The 17,131-nt window shown below is 38.3% G+C and carries 17 protein-coding genes; 10 read left to right on the forward strand and 7 right to left on the reverse strand.

Annotated features, from left to right (window positions below; translation table 11 throughout):
• The first annotated feature begins 7 nt into the window (after nucleotides 1-7).
• The 5 genes from AC0IWE_RS20705 to AC0IWE_RS20725 all read left to right on the forward strand — a co-directional run bounded on the left by AC0IWE_RS20705 (nucleotide 8) and on the right by AC0IWE_RS20725 (nucleotide 5,501).
• Complete coding sequence (locus AC0IWE_RS20705; protein WP_463492165.1) at nucleotides 8-2,521, forward strand: zinc-dependent metalloprotease; 2,514 nt, start codon at nucleotides 8-10, stop codon at nucleotides 2,519-2,521.
• Nucleotides 2,522-2,705: 184 nt separating this feature from the next.
• Nucleotides 2,706-3,581: a phosphodiester glycosidase family protein gene (locus AC0IWE_RS20710; protein WP_471794565.1), complete on the forward strand. Its 876-nt coding sequence runs from the start codon at nucleotides 2,706-2,708 to the stop codon at nucleotides 3,579-3,581.
• Nucleotides 3,582-3,650: 69 nt separating this feature from the next.
• Nucleotides 3,651-4,577 carry a hypothetical protein gene (locus tag AC0IWE_RS20715; protein ID WP_471794566.1) on the forward strand — a complete coding sequence of 309 codons (927 nt, stop codon included), beginning with the start codon at nucleotides 3,651-3,653 and terminating at the stop codon, nucleotides 4,575-4,577.
• Nucleotides 4,578-4,681: 104 nt separating this feature from the next.
• Nucleotides 4,682-4,873 carry a cold-shock protein gene (locus tag AC0IWE_RS20720; protein ID WP_025141747.1) on the forward strand — a complete coding sequence of 64 codons (192 nt, stop codon included), beginning with the start codon at nucleotides 4,682-4,684 and terminating at the stop codon, nucleotides 4,871-4,873.
• Between the two features lie 100 nt (nucleotides 4,874-4,973).
• A complete protein-coding gene (locus AC0IWE_RS20725; protein WP_471794567.1) occupies nucleotides 4,974-5,501 on the forward strand; it encodes an RBBP9/YdeN family alpha/beta hydrolase in 528 nt (175 codons plus the stop codon).
• An 84-nt stretch (nucleotides 5,502-5,585) separates the two neighbouring features.
• On the opposite strand, the gene AC0IWE_RS20730 is transcribed toward AC0IWE_RS20725, so the two are convergent.
• The 4 genes from AC0IWE_RS20730 to AC0IWE_RS20745 form a co-directional block, all read right to left on the reverse strand.
• Nucleotides 5,586-6,065, reverse strand: a complete 480-nt coding sequence (locus AC0IWE_RS20730) for an anti-sigma factor family protein (protein WP_471794568.1) — start codon at nucleotides 6,063-6,065, stop codon at nucleotides 5,586-5,588.
• Nucleotides 6,062-6,643 (reverse strand): RNA polymerase sigma factor, encoded by a 582-nt coding sequence (locus AC0IWE_RS20735; RefSeq protein ID WP_055904131.1) that lies wholly within the window; start codon nucleotides 6,641-6,643, stop codon nucleotides 6,062-6,064. Before AC0IWE_RS20735 ends, AC0IWE_RS20730 begins: the two co-directional genes overlap by 4 nt.
• 367 nt (nucleotides 6,644-7,010) lie before the next feature.
• Nucleotides 7,011-7,331 carry a DMT family transporter gene (locus AC0IWE_RS20740; RefSeq protein WP_025141751.1) on the reverse strand — a complete coding sequence of 107 codons (321 nt, stop codon included), beginning with the start codon at nucleotides 7,329-7,331 and terminating at the stop codon, nucleotides 7,011-7,013.
• Nucleotides 7,332-7,401: 70 nt separating this feature from the next.
• Entirely contained in the window at nucleotides 7,402-7,968 is a 567-nt protein-coding gene (locus AC0IWE_RS20745) for a Crp/Fnr family transcriptional regulator (RefSeq protein WP_471794569.1), read from the reverse strand.
• A gap of 139 nt (nucleotides 7,969-8,107) precedes the next feature.
• Between AC0IWE_RS20745 and AC0IWE_RS20750 the strand changes: the two genes are divergently transcribed.
• Nucleotides 8,108-8,473 (forward strand): DUF6249 domain-containing protein, encoded by a 366-nt coding sequence (locus AC0IWE_RS20750; RefSeq protein WP_471794570.1) that lies wholly within the window; start codon nucleotides 8,108-8,110, stop codon nucleotides 8,471-8,473.
• A gap of 57 nt (nucleotides 8,474-8,530) precedes the next feature.
• On the opposite strand, the gene AC0IWE_RS20755 is transcribed toward AC0IWE_RS20750, so the two are convergent.
• From AC0IWE_RS20755 to AC0IWE_RS20765, 3 genes are read right to left on the reverse strand one after another with little or no spacing between them, the layout of a single operon-like run.
• Nucleotides 8,531-8,956: a hotdog fold thioesterase gene (locus tag AC0IWE_RS20755; RefSeq protein ID WP_055904139.1), complete on the reverse strand. Its 426-nt coding sequence runs from the start codon at nucleotides 8,954-8,956 to the stop codon at nucleotides 8,531-8,533.
• Nucleotides 8,943-9,452, reverse strand: a complete 510-nt coding sequence (locus tag AC0IWE_RS20760; protein ID WP_471794571.1) for a DinB family protein — start codon at nucleotides 9,450-9,452, stop codon at nucleotides 8,943-8,945. Before AC0IWE_RS20760 ends, AC0IWE_RS20755 begins: the two co-directional genes overlap by 14 nt.
• Nucleotides 9,433-10,641: a sensor histidine kinase gene (locus tag AC0IWE_RS20765; protein ID WP_055904145.1), complete on the reverse strand. Its 1,209-nt coding sequence runs from the start codon at nucleotides 10,639-10,641 to the stop codon at nucleotides 9,433-9,435. The genes AC0IWE_RS20760 and AC0IWE_RS20765 overlap by 20 nt, the downstream gene beginning before the upstream one ends.
• Nucleotides 10,642-10,866: 225 nt before the next feature.
• Here AC0IWE_RS20765 and gltX point away from each other — a divergent pair, with 225 nt between their 5' ends.
• From gltX to AC0IWE_RS20785, 4 genes are all read left to right on the forward strand, one after another.
• Nucleotides 10,867-12,375: a glutamate--tRNA ligase gene (gltX, locus tag AC0IWE_RS20770; protein WP_471794572.1), complete on the forward strand. Its 1,509-nt coding sequence runs from the start codon at nucleotides 10,867-10,869 to the stop codon at nucleotides 12,373-12,375.
• A gap of 366 nt (nucleotides 12,376-12,741) precedes the next feature.
• The gene (gene ypfJ / locus AC0IWE_RS20775) at nucleotides 12,742-13,584 is read left to right on the forward strand and encodes a KPN_02809 family neutral zinc metallopeptidase (RefSeq protein WP_055904150.1); all 843 of its coding nucleotides are present in this window, start codon (nucleotides 12,742-12,744) and stop codon (nucleotides 13,582-13,584) included.
• Between the two features lie 104 nt (nucleotides 13,585-13,688).
• Complete coding sequence (locus AC0IWE_RS20780; protein WP_055904153.1) at nucleotides 13,689-14,822, forward strand: sensor histidine kinase; 1,134 nt, start codon at nucleotides 13,689-13,691, stop codon at nucleotides 14,820-14,822.
• An 18-nt stretch (nucleotides 14,823-14,840) separates the two neighbouring features.
• Nucleotides 14,841-17,069: a CHASE3 domain-containing protein gene (locus AC0IWE_RS20785; RefSeq protein ID WP_471794573.1), complete on the forward strand. Its 2,229-nt coding sequence runs from the start codon at nucleotides 14,841-14,843 to the stop codon at nucleotides 17,067-17,069.
• Nucleotides 17,070-17,131: the final 62 nt, after the last annotated feature.

Here is a 17,131-nt window from a genome sequence, read left to right on the forward strand (position 1 = left end):
TAAACACATGAAGAAAAACTTTAAGGTACTTGCGTTAGCGGGTATCGTAGCACTTGGTGTAGCCGGATCAAACTCCGCCTATGCCCAGAAAAAGTCTAAAACCACAAAAGGAGCCACACCAGCTACTCCGGCCACCACAGCAGCAGCACCTAAAAAAGAAGGAATTAAACCATTTTCAGAGGTAATTACTGCAAAAGCCAGAACAACAAACGGTTTGTTCAAAACACACAAAGTAGATGATAAATGGTATTTTGAAATACCAGATTCGATGATTAACCGTGAAATGCTTGTGGTTACACGTTTGGCAAAAGTACCGGCAGGCGTTAAAGTGGGCAACCAGCAATATGGTGGTGAAGAACTGAACGAACAGGTTTGGAAATGGGAGCGTAGAGGCAAGCAGGTTTATATCCGCGTACCAAGTTACTCAACCAAAGCAGATCCGAACAGCGATATGTACGAATCGGTTCAAAACTCCAATCTGGCGCAAATTTTAGCCAGTTTTGAAATTAAAGCTTATAATAAAGATACTACAGGTGTAGTGATTGATGTTACCGATTTTTATAATGGTGATATAATGGCAATCGGTGCAACCGATCAGATGCGTAAAGCCTATAAAGTTACCGTGTACGATGCCACGCGTTCATACATCGATACCGTTAAAACTTTCCCGATAAACCTTGAAGTAAAAACTGCGAAAACTTATCGTGCGGCCGAATCGCCAACTGATAACAGCAATGCCGCTGTTACTTTTGAGTTTAATACCTCAATGTTATTGTTGCCGAAAATACCTGTTAAAGCCAGAATAATGGATAACAGAGTAGGTTTCTTTGGTCAATCGCAAATAGATTATGGAACCAATGCACAAAAAGCAGAGCGTACCGCATACATTCACCGCTGGAATTTGGTACCGAAAGATACCAACGCCTATAAACGTGGCGAACTGGTAGAACCTGTAAAACCGATTGTGATTTACATTGATCCGGCAACACCAAAAAAATGGGTGCCGTTTTTAATCCAGGGAATTAACGACTGGCAGGTAGCGTTTGAGGCCGCAGGTTTCAAAAATGCCATAATAGGTAAAGAAGCACCAACAGCGCAGCAAGATCCTCAGTTCAGCGTAGAAGATTCGAGATATTCGGTTGTGCGCTATTTTGCATCTGATATTGCTAATGCATACGGACCGCACATCAGCGACCCTCGTACCGGCCAGATTTTAGAAACACACATCGGTTGGTACCATAACGTAATGAACTTATTGCGTAATTGGTATTTTGTACAAACAGCAGCCATTAACCCCGAAGTACGTAAAGCGCAGTTTACAGATGCACAAATGGGCGAATTGATCCGTTTTGTTTCTTCACATGAAATTGGCCATACCTTAGGTTTGCCACACAACTTTGGTTCTAGCTATGCTTATCCGGTTGATTCTTTAAGATCTAAAACCTTTACAGATAAACATGGTACCGCACCATCAATCATGGATTATGCCCGTTTTAACTATATCGCACAACCAGGCGATGGCGTAACCAAGCTTCATCCTCAAATTGGCGAATATGATAAATGGGTTGTAAAATGGGGCTACTCATGGATTCCTGGAAATAAAACTGCCGAGCAGGAAAAAGAAGTTTTAGACCAATGGACTTTAAAAAATGCAGGTAACCCTTTATATTTCTATGGCCGCCAGGGAACTTCTTTAGATCCACGCTTACAAAGTGAAGATTTAGGTGATAATGCCATGAAAGCAAGTACTTATGGTATTGCAAACTTAAAACGTATTCTTCCTAATGTAGAAAAATGGACATATCAAAAAGGTAAAGATTACAGCGATTTAAAAGAAATTTATACTGAAATTGTTGGCCAGTTTAACCGTTATATGGGTCATGTGGCAACAAATGTTGGTGGTTTGAGTGAAAACTTTAAAACTTACGAGCAAAAAGGACCTGTTTATGCTTATTTGCCTAAAGCCAAGCAAAAAGAAGCGATTACTTTCTTTAATCAACAATTGTTTACCACACCATTGTGGTTAATTAGCAACGATCAATTGAGCAAATTTGATAACGGCGTGTTATTAAACCGTATTAAAGGTGTTCAAACCAATACCTTAGGCAATTTATTATCAGCATCACGTATTGCACGCTTGTTGGATAATGAAACCAAAAACGGTGCAGCAAAAGCTTATACATTACCCGAATTATTTACTGATTTAAGGTCATCGGTTTTTGTGGCTGGTAGAGCAGATGCCTTTAAACGTAACTTACAACGCGCTTATGTAGACCGTTTACAAGATTTAATGACAAAAGATGCTGATCTTCCTGTTGGTTTCCCGGTAGATTATGCAGCGAGTTATGGTTTAACGCCAATCAATGTAGGTTTATCAGATATCAGACCATTGGTTAGAGCTGAATTGAAAACACTCTTAGCTACAACAAAAGCCAGGGCAACAGCAGGCGATGCCATTACAAAAGCACATTACGAAGATTTGAGCATCAGAATTAAAGATATTTTAGATCCGAAAAAATAAATGGTTGAATGATTGGAGGAAAAGCAATCATTTAAAAATCTTCATTCAAACATTTTTTGCGTTGCTTAAACCTCGCAGGTTATAAACCTGCGAGGTTTTCTCTTTATTGGTACCTTTTGTATAATTCTTGATGCTTTAAGGGAAACGCTAAATCGTTTTTTAATTTTATTGCAAAACCAGAATTATGTTTAAAAAGCTAATATTTTCACTCACCTTAATAACAATCGGTTTATCTGCTTTTAGTCAGAGCAACGATTCTTTAACCGTCGTAAAAGCCAAGTGGCAGAAAAATAAAATTGCCAAGCAGGTGGTTTTATACAGGCATCATTTTGATCAAAAAAATCTTTTCACTGCAAATGAAAATATTTCGTTCTTGGAAATAAAAAATACCGGACGTAAAGCTGTATTTGCCATCGGTGCAGAAGAAAAAGAATTGATTACCACCAGTAATTTTGGTTTAAGGGATACAGCTATAGCTGCGGTAAATGGCAATTTTTTTGATGTAAAAAATGGAGGATCAGTAGATTTTGTGCGCGTAAACGGAAAAACCATCAATACCAACCGTTTAGATAAAAATAATAGCCGCGCAAGGCACCAGGAAGCGGCCATTGTAATCGAAAACGGAAAAATTTTAATCCAAAAATGGGATGGTTCTGCTGATTGGGAAACTAAATTAACGGCAGAAAATGTTTTATTGAACGGACCGTTATTAACATTAAACAGTGTTGATGAAACATTGGATACGGCAGGCTTTAACCGCTTGCGCCATCCACGTACCTGCCTGGGCATAAAACCTAATGGAAGGGTAATTTTATTGACGGTTGATGGAAGAAACGAAAATTCAGCAGGCATGAGTTTGTTTGAGCTTACCAAACTGATGCGCTGGTTGGGTTGTACAAGCGCGATAAATTTCGATGGCGGCGGCTCTACCACGCTCTGGGTAAATGGAATGCCAGATAATGGCGTGGTAAATTATCCAACAGATAATAAAAAATGGGACCATGAAGGGCAGCGGAAAGTAGCAAATGTAATTTTAGTAAAGAAGCCAGCCAGGCGATAGCCGCTATCGACCATAAGAATGTTTAGCTCTGATTAAAAAAACTTATTTTAGCCAAAGATTTTTGTAGAAATGATTAAAAATACGATATACTTTTTCTTTTTTGTGCTGATGCTTTCTGCCTGCAAGTTTGGCTCTAAAACCAGTGATCCAACTTTAAGGGATTTCACTTTCGAGCCCGTTAAAGGTATTCGTTATCAGGAGGTTAAACGCAGGTTTAAAGATGGACTTTCTTTTAACGAAGCCGGATTTATGCAAAAACCATCGTGGATTATCGAAGTTGCAAAAGAAGATACGATGATGGCCTGGAGTCCGCAGAAGCAAAAGATGCAGAAATTTTACATGCAATACGACCATGGAAATGTATACAATTTTGCCGCAGAATTTTTTAAAGTAAAACACATCAGTAAAGATAGTTTGGTTTTTCAACGGGTACAGGTTGATGGAAAAGTGATCGCTTCTGATGTTCGATCGGACGTGAATATGACCTTTTACGCACAGAATTACATTAAAAATAAATTAAAGGTCAAGGCTGCCGATCTTCAAAAGCCAACGAAAGCGGATACTGCTTTTATTGAGAAACGCGCAGCAAAGGTTAACCTGAATAGCGACAGTGCTTTTGCTGCAACAGACCCTGTTCAGTTTATACCCAAAAGCAAAATTGCACGGGTAGAAAAAATCAGTACTGTAGATCGGGCAAATAACAGAACAGAGGCTTACGATTACATGTTTCCGCAATACATCATCAGGATTAACCGCGCTTATAAAGATTTTGCTTATCAGGTTGCAGCCGTTGTGGATTTTCAGGGAGGGATACATGTAAAAACCATTTATAATGTACTTCCGGAGAATGCCGAAGCGAAGAAAAAGGTGGCTCAGGGAATAGCCGATATTTATGTTAGAAACCTTTTTAACGTAGCTCCCGGAACCACACTCGGAATCCCCCATAATAGTGAAATTACTTTAACAATAATTGGGAAGGCAATTAAAACGCCTTAATAATCTGATGTTTACAAAATTTTAACGTTAAAAAAATGTTAAAATTTATTTTGATTTTAAAAATTAAAACTTACCTTGCAGACTTAATTTTAATATTTAATACAATGCAAGAAGGCACAGTAAAATTCTTCAATGTAACTAAAGGTTTTGGCTTTATCGTTCCTGCGAATGGCGACAGCGAAATTTTTGTTCATTCAACAGGTCTTATCGACGAAATCCGTGAAAACGACAAAGTACAGTACGAAGTTGCTAACGGTAAAAAAGGCTTAAACGCCGTTAATGTGAAAGTAATTTAATTTATTTATCATATTTACAGAGAAGGCTGCTTTCTTGCGATGGCGGCCTTTTTTTATTTTCTTTTTTCCGAATTGATTTCAGTACCCGTTAAACCTCAGTATGACTTATTACTTCATTATTCCTGGCTTGGGCAATTCCGACCCGGATCATTGGCAGAGCTATTTTGAAAAATCAGGTGAAAACTTTATCCGCATCAATCAAAAGGAGTGGGATGAACCGGCAAGCAATGATTGGATTGAAAATATAGACAATGCCCTCAGCAGTTATAACCTTGAAGAGGTGGTTTTAATTGGCCATAGTTTGGGTTGCGTAGCAATTGCCAACTGGGCAAAAAAATATCAGAGGATTATTAAAGGAGCATTATTGGTTGCACCGAGCGATTTGGAAGCACCACGTTACACATTTAATACCGTAGGTTTTGATTACATGCCCGATGATAAAATAAATTTTAAAACCATAGTGGTAACCAGCTCAAACGATGAGTGGGTAACATTGGAAAGGGCTAAATTTTTTGCAGAAAATTGGGGAAGCGAATTTATTAATATTGGCGAAGCAGGCCATATTAGTGCAAAAACAGGATTTGGAAACTGGCCGGAAGGATTGGAAATTTTGAAAAAATTGGGTTAAATTTCCCGCAGATGCGCGGAAAACGCAGATGACAATAATCTGCGTAAATCATCTTAATCTGTGGGGCATTTAAATAATAGCGTATTATTTATGCATCTTTTTCCTTAAAAACTGATCAAGAAATATCAATCCAATCACCAGGTCGAAAAATAAAAAGCTATACAATACAGTAGGCGTGATGTACTGATCTACATTAAAATTCAAATTAACATTAAAACCGAATTTAGGCATGCTTAAGTTCGAAATGTAAAGCACATAGCCAAATAGGGCTAGCAATGAGATCACAAAAAAGCCACCAATGCTATAAATAATCTTTTTATCAACCTGTGTTTTCATGGCCACAGGTGCAGGAACCAAGGCAACACTTTCCATCACATTCCTGGTGAACGATAGGGAAGGTTCATCAAGATCCATGCTTTCGAAAGATAAATTAAGTTTAACTAAATCCTCATATTGAGATTTTATCTCAGCATCAGATTCAATTTTTTCTTCGATGGCTTTTTTAGCAGATTCATCTAAATTTCCATCAATATAATCCCAAAGCTGTTGTTCTATTGTATTCATAGTAACTCCTTTACTTCATCTTTTAACAAATATTGTAATTTTTCTTTAAGCCTTTGCCTTGCCCTATGCAATTTTACTTTTATGGTATTCGCTTCCATATGCAAAGCTTCACCAATTTCTTCCAAACTTTGCTCGCCTTTATAAAACATCGTAATAATGGCAGCATCATCCGGCATTAATTGGGTAATGGCCAAATTTAAAAAAGCATGACTATCTTGCTTTTCATAACCATTGGCATTAAAGCCAGAGGTGTGATTTTCAAGTTGTATACTGGTGCTTTCATCATGAATTGAAGCGGTATCTAAACGGTTTTTCCTCAAAAAAGTCATTGCAGTTGTGTAGGTGATTGTATAAAGCCAGGTGCTAAATTTGGCCGTTTGTTTAAATGTACCCAACGCTTTATATGCTTTTACAAAACAATCTTGAGCAATTTCTTCTGCATCTTCTCTATTTTTCGAAAACCTCAAAGCAAGCGTAAATACAAACCGTTGATGGCGTTTTACCAACAAAGCATACTGAGCGGTTTCACCGTTCAATACATTTTGTATAAGTGCCAAATCTGTAAGTTTTTGCTCCATGTTTAGCGGTAAGACTACAATAAAGATAGGTAGGTTACACGTGAAACATCATTTTTATGATCAGGCTGATTTAACAGCGTATTTGTAGTTAATGGGGAGTAAAATCCTATGTGTTTTTGGAAAACGAAAGGGCAGTAATTCTTGGTGGTTTACAGTCCCGCTGTTCGCTATAGTCCCGATGAAAAACCGGGAGCTGCCGCTGCCATCAGGTTTATTAACAACGTTAGTACACCGTGCAAATTTTTAACATGAATGTTGCTTTAGCCAACCAGCCCGAGTGAATTATTAGCGTTTTTAACCACAGATGGACATAGATAAACACCAATCTTTATATGCATATACATCCTTTATCTATGGTTGATACTTGCTAATGCGATGCAAAAAACTTTAACCCTGCAATAGAGCCAATTAGTGTACAGATAAAAAATATCCGCCAAAAAGTTGCCGGCTCGTTAAAATATACAATTCCAATAATTACCGTTCCAACAGCACCTATGCCTGTCCAAACGGCGTAAGCTGTTCCCATAGGTAAGGTTTGTGTAGCTTTATTTAATAATAAAAAGCTTAAGGCGATGCAAACGAAAAATGCTGCGCTCCATTTTATATTCGAAAAATTGTTCGACAATTTAAGGCAAGTAGTAAAACCAACCTCAAAAAGGCCGGCAATAATTAATATAATCCAGTTCATAATAAATGTGTTTGTACAAATTTACAGCACATTTATGGGGCAGCATTTTACAAATGTTAAAAAAATAAACTTATTTATTAGCTGCCCTGATGCGGCTTAAAGTAACCTGCGTTACGCCAAGATAAGAAGCAATGTGTTTTAAGGCCACACGTTTTATCAATTCAGGCGATTGCGTTACAAAATCCTGGTAACGCTCTGCTGCTCCTTTAAAAGCCCTGTCAATTAATCTTCTTTCTGTAGCAATTAATTCCTGTTCAGCAATTTTTCTACCCCAATTGGCAACTTCTAAATGTTGGCTATAAAGCGAAAAAAGATCGCTCAGTTTCATCTGTAGTAAGCAACAATCGTCTAAAAGCTCAATGTTTTCGTAACCTGGCTTATTGTTAATGTAGCTGTTAAAAGAAAAAAGAACATCGCCACTTTGCCCAAACCAAAAAGTAATCTCCTGGTTTTCGCCATCAGAATATGCCCTGGCTATGCCGCTTAAAAGAATATAAAAATAGGGTTCTGTTTTATCTGCATAAATCAGGACTTTTCCTTTTTGATGCTGTACTTCTAAACTAATCGCAGCTAACCGATCTAAAGCCTCATCGCTTAAAGATTTAAAAAGTGGTATATTTTTTAACTGATTGTGCAAGGGAATTATTTAATTGTTGCATAAAGCTATTGTTTTTTTTTGAGCAAGGGTGTAACCTGATTAAAAAGCATGTAGTCATAATACACAGAACACGGTTTAACAGACAAATAGAATATTTACAAATTAAAAAATTATAATCATGGAAGCTATATTAGTACCAATCTCACTTTTTTTAGGCGCATTCGCAATGGTATTTGGAATACGCTATTTATCAAATAAAGAAAAAATGGCAATGATCGAACGGGGAATCGATCCTGGTGTGCACAAAGCAACGCCAAAACCTTTTTTAAGCTTAAAATTCGGTTTGTTATTGGTTGGTTTAGGAATAGGTTTGCTGGTGGCGCTATTTACTGTTAGGGGCATATTTGGCAGCAACATGACAAACGCCGAACAAGGCCAATCGGTAGCGATTTACTTCGGTTGCATCGGTATCTTCGGTGGCCTGGGCCTTATCGTTTCTTATCTCGTAGAAAAGAAATGGCTGGATAACAGCAGCAAGTTTTAATCAGCAGAGAAGTCAAGTTTTTATCGTGCGGAAGCAATTAAACTTGACTTCTCTTTTTTACTGCGGCTTATTAATAATTGCAACCGTTAAGCGGCTAATGCAATTCATTTTGCCACGTTCATCATAAATTTTAATTTCCCAAACCTGTGTTTTCGCACCAACATGTAAGGGTTTGCAAATGCCTTTAACCAAGCCTGATTTTACCGGACGCAGGTGGTTTGCGTTAACTTCTAAACCAACGGCAACATACTTTTCAGGATCGATACACATATAAGAGGCGATACTGCCCAACGTTTCGGCCAAAACCACCGAAGCACCGCCATGAAGAATTCCGGCTGGTTGGTGTGTACGTTCATCAACGGGCATTGTACCAACAATAAAATCTTCGCCAATTTCTGTAAAACGAATATCGAGCAACGCACCTAAATGATTTTTAGGGCGGTTGTTTAAATCATCTACGGTAAAATTTTTAAACCACTTCATAACGTTCTTTTAATATAGAAACATGGTGTAAAATATGACCAGCAACAATGAATAGAATTGATTTTACATTAATCTCCCTGCCTGAAGCGATTCCTTTACGGTTTAATTCTTCTTCATTTAACGATCTAAAAAGATGAAGATTGGCTTTGCGCAGCGCAGTAAATTCTTCAATTAAATCTTCCAGATCACGCTCCGCAAAGCGTGCATTTGCTACATAATCGTCTTCTTCAAAACCTGGTAAAGCTTGCTTTTCATTTCGAGCAAAACAGGTAATGCGGTAGGCAAAAACACGCTCTGTATCGATAATATGGCCTAACATTTCTTTCAATGTCCATTTGCCTTCCGCATAGGCATAGTTTGCTTTATCGGTATTGGCCCTAAATAAAGCCGGTAAACTTTGTGCCTGATTGTTTAAAATCTCAAAAATATCTCCATCAACTTTACTGATGTAAGTTTCGCCCCAAATTGGATATTCATTAGGCTGTGGTCGGTTCATATCTTAAGCTGCTTTTTAATATTATTCTAAAGGTTGTGCCCTTACCCAGCTCAGATTCCTTTACAAAAATTTCGCCACTGTGGTAATTCTCAACAATACGTTTGGTAAGCGACAAACCTAAGCCCCAGCCTCTTTTACGTGTGGTATAACCTGGTTGAAAAACGGCATCAAATTTAGAACGTGGAATCCCTTTTCCCGTATCGCTTACATCAATAAATACCTGCTCTTTTGCGAGGTTTTCAATAATATTAATGGAGATTGAACCCTCATTTTCGATTGCATTGGCTGCATTTTTTAAAAGGTTTTCAATTACCCAATCAAATAAAGGTACATTTAGCATCGCTCTTACCTGCTCATCGCCCGTAATGCTAAATTTAACTTTATCTGATGTACGAACCTTAAAATAACGGATAAAATCGCTGATTACAATATAAACCGTATGGTCTTCAAGTATTGGTTTTGAGCCGATCTTAGAAAACCGGTCCGTAATAATTTCGAGCCTTTTAATATCGTTTTCCATTTCTGCAATCAGAGGGTCGTCTTCCGCATCAAATTTGGATTTCATTAACTCCGTCCAGGCCATGAGGGATGATATGGGAGTACCCAGCTGGTGGGCCGTTTCTTTGGCCAAACCTACCCAAACATGGTCTTGCTCATCTTTTCGGGCAGAACTGAATGCAGCGTAAGCCGTTAGCAGAAAGAGAAAGATAACTCCCATTTGTATGTAAGGGAAATACCTCAACTGTGTTAAAATAAACGAATCGCGATAGTAAGCCTTAAATTTTTTACCGAAAATATTCATTTCATCCGGCGGATGCTGAGTTTTCATTTGCCTTAGCTGCCTTACAAAGTATAAGCTATCGTAACTAAGCTGGGTATCGGCAGTGGCATAATTGGTTTTAGTACTGTCCAACCCAAAAAAGGAGCTGATCATTCCTGCCGAATCAATCATGATTACAGGAGTTTTGGTATTTGCACGTACCGTTTCTACAATAACACGGTAATCGTCATTATCATATAAAAACATGGCCCTTTCCTGTATTTTAACCCAAAGGTGAAATTGATCTGCTTCCTCACGTTCCATTTTTTTTACAAAAGAATCGGTGTAAAATACTGAAGCAATGCCAATTAAGATGGCAAAAATGAGAAGGAAAAACTTCCAACGGCGTTTCTTTTGGTAAGGATTCATGCTTTAGCTAGCCAAATTACAATAACAAAACGGAAAAATCGTAAAACCATTATGCTTTTTCCAAAACCTTAAGGCAATCTTTTAGAAATTACAGTTGCTTCATCACAGATGAAAACGATATAAAATGGATGAAAAACATATCTTTGTGCCGAGCATAGTGCTTAGCGCTTAGAGCATGGATTGCACCGTACCCTTTGCCCTTAACTCCCTGCTCATTGCTTAATCATGGATAAAAAAGTTAGAGTAAGATTTGCCCCAAGCCCAACCGGAGGCTTACATTTAGGTGGTGTACGCACCGCTTTGTTCAATTATTTGTTTGCCAAAAAAAATAACGGAACTTTTGTGCTTCGTGTAGAAGATACCGATCAAAACCGTTTTGTAGAAGGTGCCGAAGCGTATATCGTAAACTGTTTAAATTGGTGTGGAATTACTCCGGATGAAAGCCCTGCCAACCCCGGCGTTTATGGCCCTTACCGTCAAAGTGAACGCAAACCGAGTTATAGGAAATTTGCCGAGCAGTTAATTAGCGATGGTTATGCCTATTATGCGTTTGATACCCCCGAAGATTTAGATACTAAACGTAAAGAGATTCCGAATTTTCAGTACGGTCAGGCCACACGCATGCAAATGCGCAACTCGTTAACCCTTACTATAAGTGAAGTGGAAGAGTTATTGGCCGCTAAAACTCCGCACGTAATCCGTATTAAAGTACCAGCAGATGAAATTGTACATTTTAATGATTTAATCCGTGGTGATGTAAGCTTCGAAACCTCACTTGTTGATGATAAAGTGTTGTTAAAAGCCGATGGAATGCCAACTTACCATTTAGCCGTTGTGGTTGATGATAGGGCAATGGAAATTACACACGCTTTTAGAGGCGAAGAATGGTTGCCATCAGCACCTGTTCATATTTTACTTTGGAAATATTTAGGTTGGGAAACAGATATGCCGGCCTGGGCGCATTTGCCTTTGATTTTAAAACCAGACGGACACGGAAAATTAAGCAAACGTGATGGCGACAGATTGGGTTTCCCCGTTTATGCCATGAATTGGACCGATCCTAAAACTGGTGATATAACCAAAGGCTTTAAAGAAATGGGTTTTATGCCCGAAGCTTTTGTAAATATGCTTGCGCTTTTGGGTTGGAATGATGGTACCGATCAGGAATTGTTCTCGTTAAAAGAATTAGAAGAAAAATTCTCTATAGAAAGAATCAGTAAAGCTGGTGCCAAATTCGATTTCGAAAAAGCAAAATGGTATAACCACGAGTGGATCAAAGCGGAACGCGCAGAGCGTTTGGCACCGGGCGTTAAAGCTGAGCTCGAAAAAGCAGGATTCGAAATTAATGATGATGCGTTTTTAAACACCATAATCGATCTAATTAAAGACCGTTGCACACTATTGCCCGATTTTGTGGCGCAAAGCAGTTACTTTTTTGCTGCGCCTGCCGAATATGATATAAATGCTGTTAAACCAAAGTGGACACCCGAAAAAGCTGAGTTTTTTAATGCTTTTGCCGATAATTTAAGTCTTACAGATGCCGTTACTGCAGAAGCAGCTTTTAAGGCTTTGGCTGATGAAAAAGGATTTAAACCAGGCGAATTGATGTTGCCTTTCCGCATAATGTTGGTAGGTGGCAAATTTGGCCCAGGTGTTTTTGATATTGCCTTGCTGCTGGGCGTTGCAGAAACCAAAGCCAGGATAGCTAAAGCAATAGCTGTTTTTAATGGCTAAGATATTTATTGTATATATAAATGGGTGCCTTTAATTTTTACTGACACCCCTTTTATTATCATTCATCCAAATAAACCTGATCTGAGGTACAATTATACTTCTTTCTCATTTTGAGAGCGATTATATTTAAACCAGTAAATTGTGTGACAGTGACACATTTTTTGTCACATAGAAATGTGTCACAACTCTGCGTCCAAATTCTAAGACGGAATAAAAAAGGTCGCAAAACAGATTTATGTTGTAATTGTAGCCAGAATTGCGATTGGATACAACCTAAAAAGGGTAATTCAATCAAAATAATTTCTACTTTAGTATAACAATTGTGCCGTGATTAAGGTTATTCATTAAAACTAAAAAATATAAACTATGCAATGGTTTGGTAAAGGCAGTAATAATGTAGAAGATGGAAGAAGTGGCGGTGGCGGAAAAACCATCCTCGGCGGCGGCATCGGTATTGTTATTGTAGTACTGGGATTAATTTTCGGTAAAGATTTAACCGGGGTGGTAAGCCAGATTCCCGCCACAACCGGAACAGAAGAAGTAAAACAGGGTGTACCGGCTAATGATGCTCAGGCACAGTTTGTTTCCGGGGTTTTAGAATCAACAGAGCAAGTTTGGGATAAAGAATTTCAGGCAATGGGCAAACAGTACGAGTACCCGAAATTAAGGTTGTTCAGGGAGGCTGTGCAAACCGCATGTGGAAATGCAAATGCCAATGTAGGGCCCTTTTATTGCCCGGGTGATCGTAAAGTATATATCGATCTGTCATTTTACGATGATTTAAAAAACCGTTTCGGAGCAGCCGGCGATTTTGCCCAGGCGTATGTAATTGCTCACGAGGTTGGGCATCATGTTCAGAATTTATTGGGCATTTCAGAAAAATTAGATCAGGCACGAGGTCAGGTAAGCGAAAAAGAGTACAACCGTTTATCCGTTAAATTAGAATTGCAGGCTGATTTTTTTGCCGGTCTTTGGGCACATAACGCACAAAATCTAAAAGATTTTAAATTAGATGAAGGCGATATCGAAGAAGCTTTAACTGCTGCCAATGCCATTGGCGATGATAAACTTCAAAAGCAGGCCACAGGCGATGTACAGCCTGATTCTTTTACGCATGGCACTTCGGCACAACGCATGTATTGGTTTAAAAAAGGTTTCGAAACCGGAGATATAAAACAGGGTGATACCTTTAATTCAAATAATTTATAAAAAATTAAAACTTTTTTGAAACACCATTGTTTGTTTACAGTTAATGAGATTTTTATCTCCAAACCAAACATAATTATCCCGGCTTCTTATTTGTTTTAATAAAGATGATCCTTATAGTTGATGACAGGCCCGAAAACCTGATCTCGTTACAGAAAGTACTCCAAGCACACAATTTTGAGGTTGATACCGCATCATCCGGCGAAGAAGCACTAAAAAAAGTTTTAAAGAATAACTACGTGCTGATTATTCTTGATGTACAAATGCCAGATATGGATGGCTTTGAAGTGGCAGAAGCCATTTCGGGTTTCAGTAAAGCAAAAGATACCGCCATAATATTTCTTTCCGCAGTTAATACCGAACTTAAATTTATTACCAAAGGCTATCTGAGCGGAGGGTTGGATTACATTACCAAACCTGTTGATATCAATGTACTGTTGCTAAAAATAAAAACGTTTTACCGAATTTACGAACAGAACAGAAAACTTAACGAAGTACAGGAGAAACTGATCGAAGAAATCGAATTCAGGAAGCAGGCCGAACATAAAAAAGACGAGTTTATCAGTATTGCCAGTCATGAGCTAAAAACGCCGTTAACCAGTGTAAAAGGTTACATTCAATTGTTGCAGAGAAGCTTGAAAAGAGATGATAAAACCATGGCGGAGAATCATCTTGAAAAAGCAAGCATCCAGCTCGAAAAACTAAATGAGTTAATTGTCGATCTGCTCGATATCTCTAAAATTGAAAGCGGGAAGATGAAGTTTAACATGAAAAGCTTCTGTGCCGATAACATGGTAAACAACGCCATAGAGATGCTGCAACATTCCAACCCTGACTTCAAAATCACTAAGCTGGGCAAAACAGATGAGATGATTTTTGGTGATGAAATGCGCCTGGAACAGGTTGTAATCAATTTTATTACCAATGCGATAAAATATGCCCCTGGCACCAACCAGGTTAATGTTACCATCAACATCAAAGATGAAAAACTGTATCTGGCCGTTAAAGATTTCGGTATCGGTATTTCTAAAGAACAGCAGCATAAAATATTTGATAAGTTTTATCGCGTAGAAGAAAACAGCAACCGTTTTAACGGGTTGGGCATTGGCTTGTACATCTGTTCAGAAATCATCAACCGCCATGGTGGCACTATTGGTGTAAATAGCGTTCCGGATGAAGGTTCTGAATTTTATTTCATCATTCCCATCACCGAAGAAGAAATCCTTAAAAACCAGATCTAATTATCCTTAATACATATAATGAAAACAACTCTTAAAAATAATTTACGTTTGGGCCTGGGCCTGTCGCTAATTATTCTATTTATCAGTTCATTGGCATCTTACATCAGTATCAGTAACCTGATTAAAAGTACCGAACTGGTAAAACACAGCGATGAAGTTATTTTAAATACCCAAGGTGTAATTTCTACCTTAAAAGATGCCGAAACCGGGCAGCGGGGCTACCTTTTAACAGGGAATAAGATATTTTTACAGCCATACTACGGTTCTACAGACACCGCAATGGCCGTTTTAAAAAGGATAGAAGCACAAACGAAAGATAATGTAGCCCAGCAAAAAAATGTTGCCGAATTAAGAAATATACTTGCCCGCAGACTCAATATTATTACCTCCACTATAGAAATTAAATCATTGGGCGGACAGGTAGATCCTACGGTATTGTTAGAGGGCAAAATCTACATGGATCAGGCACGTTCAGTGGTAAACAGAATGGTAAAGGAAGAAAGGAGATTGCTCGAAAACCGTACAATCGAACTTAATAAACTTACCGCCTATACCCCGGTTCTAATCTTAATTGCAGCCATTTTGGCCATATTGATTACACTGTTTTTTTATAGAAAAGTATCAGTCGATTTTGATGAGCGCGTTAAGCTTCAAAAAGAAATTGAGGATAAGAAATATGAGATGGAAAAACGCATAGCGGCCATTAAAGAAATTGCTTATCAGATTTCTAACGGCAACTACGGCGTAAAACTCGATAGCCAGTCGCAGGATGATATCGGCGAACTTTCCGAATCGCTAAATAACATGTCATTTTCGTTGAAAAAATCTTTTGATACGCTCGAAGAAAATGAATGGATACAAACGGGAGTGGCCAATTTAAATGTAAATATGGTAGGCGAAAAAGATGTTTTCCATTTAGCCGAAGATATTATAGAGTTTTTAGCCAGTTATACCAAAAGCCAGATCGGTGCATTATACTTATTTAAAGATGACGGTTACCTGCATTTAAAAGGCCAGTATGCACTAGAAGGGCAAAACCTCGTAAAAACCCTTGAGCTTGGGCAAGGATTAATTGGCCAGGCCGTAAAAAGTGGTAAACCTATTTTACTTGATGAGGTACCGCAAAATGAATTAACGGTAACCCATGCAACAGGAAATATTAAACCTGCGCAACTTATTGTATTGCCAATTATCAGGAATGAAATTTCTATAGGTGGTTTAGAATTGGGTACAATAGGTAAATACAGCGATTTGCAACTGCATTTTTTAAACCTAGTTTTATCTGATATAGGCACCGCATTATTAGGCGCACAAAACAGGCAGAAACTTCAGCAATTGTTAGAAGAAACGCAGGCACAATCAGAAGAGTTGCAGGTACAGCACAATGAACTTGAGGGCTTAAATGCAGAACTCGAAGCCCAGGCGCAAAAACTACAGGCAAGTGAAGAAGAACTTCGTGTGCAACAGGAAGAACTGTTGCAAAGCAACCAGGAGCTTGAAGAAAGAAGCAGTTTGTTAGAAGAGAAAAATGAACTGATTGAAGAAAGAAATATCGAAATCCAGCAAAAAGCCGAGGCTTTAGAACTGAGTACAAGGTATAAATCAGAGTTTTTAGCCAATATGTCTCACGAGTTACGAACACCTTTAAACTCAATTTTACTACTGTCGAGGTTAATGGCCGAAAATGAGGCAATGGACCGTGAGCATCAGGAATATGCTGAGGTAATTCAAAGTTCGGGCCAGGGCTTACTAAGCTTGATTGATGAAATTCTGGATCTTTCTAAAATTGAGGCCGGTAAAATGGAGCTCGATAGAATGAACATTAAAGTTGATGATGTGATCTTCAACATGCGTTCATTATTTAATCCTTTGGCAAAAGAGCGCAAACTCGACTTTGTAATTGATAAAGCGGCAGATGTTCCTGAATTTTTCCATACCGATAAAATGCGTTTAGAGCAGATTATTAAAAATCTGCTATCAAACGCAATTAAATTTACCACAGTTGGTTCAGTAACGCTAAACATTAGCAAAAACGACAAGCTGGGTGCATTGATATTTAAAGTTACCGATACTGGTGTGGGTATTGCCCCTGAAAAACAGGGAATGGTATTTGAAGCCTTTCAGCAGGCCGATGGTTCTACCCGCCGCAAATTTGGTGGTACTGGTTTGGGCCTTTCCATCAGTAGAGAACTGGCTAAGTTACTTGGTGGTTACATAAGAATTAAAAAGTACCGAAGGAGAAGGTAGTATATTTACTTTAACCCTTCCTATTGATAAAAATAAAGGTTTTGATGGTGTTGTAACCGATT

The organism is Pedobacter sp. AC402 (assembly GCF_979252805.1).

Bases quoted from the DNA above. Each gene is read 5' to 3' on its own strand.
- AC0IWE_RS20750 (WP_471794570.1), top strand. From the start codon at position 8,108: ATGGAAGCTATATTAGTACCAATCTCACTTTTTTTAGGCGCATTCGCA.
- AC0IWE_RS20740 (WP_025141751.1), bottom strand. From the start codon at position 7,331: ATGAACTGGATTATATTAATTATTGCCGGCCTTTTTGAGGTTGGTTTT.
- ypfJ (WP_055904150.1), top strand. From the start codon at position 12,742: ATGCAATGGTTTGGTAAAGGCAGTAATAATGTAGAAGATGGAAGAAGT.
- AC0IWE_RS20720 (WP_025141747.1), top strand. From the start codon at position 4,682: ATGCAAGAAGGCACAGTAAAATTCTTCAATGTAACTAAAGGTTTTGGC.
- gltX (WP_471794572.1), top strand. From the start codon at position 10,867: ATGGATAAAAAAGTTAGAGTAAGATTTGCCCCAAGCCCAACCGGAGGC.
- AC0IWE_RS20730 (WP_471794568.1), bottom strand. From the start codon at position 6,065: ATGAATACAATAGAACAACAGCTTTGGGATTATATTGATGGAAATTTA.
- AC0IWE_RS20785 (WP_471794573.1), top strand. From the start codon at position 14,841: ATGAAAACAACTCTTAAAAATAATTTACGTTTGGGCCTGGGCCTGTCG.
- AC0IWE_RS20710 (WP_471794565.1), top strand. From the start codon at position 2,706: ATGTTTAAAAAGCTAATATTTTCACTCACCTTAATAACAATCGGTTTA.
- AC0IWE_RS20735 (WP_055904131.1), bottom strand. From the start codon at position 6,643: ATGGAGCAAAAACTTACAGATTTGGCACTTATACAAAATGTATTGAAC.
- AC0IWE_RS20760 (WP_471794571.1), bottom strand. From the start codon at position 9,452: ATGAACCGACCACAGCCTAATGAATATCCAATTTGGGGCGAAACTTAC.
- AC0IWE_RS20725 (WP_471794567.1), top strand. From the start codon at position 4,974: ATGACTTATTACTTCATTATTCCTGGCTTGGGCAATTCCGACCCGGAT.
- AC0IWE_RS20755 (WP_055904139.1), bottom strand. From the start codon at position 8,956: ATGAAGTGGTTTAAAAATTTTACCGTAGATGATTTAAACAACCGCCCT.
- AC0IWE_RS20715 (WP_471794566.1), top strand. From the start codon at position 3,651: ATGATTAAAAATACGATATACTTTTTCTTTTTTGTGCTGATGCTTTCT.
- AC0IWE_RS20780 (WP_055904153.1), top strand. From the start codon at position 13,689: ATGATCCTTATAGTTGATGACAGGCCCGAAAACCTGATCTCGTTACAG.
- AC0IWE_RS20705 (WP_463492165.1), top strand. From the start codon at position 8: ATGAAGAAAAACTTTAAGGTACTTGCGTTAGCGGGTATCGTAGCACTT.
- AC0IWE_RS20765 (WP_055904145.1), bottom strand. From the start codon at position 10,641: ATGAATCCTTACCAAAAGAAACGCCGTTGGAAGTTTTTCCTTCTCATT.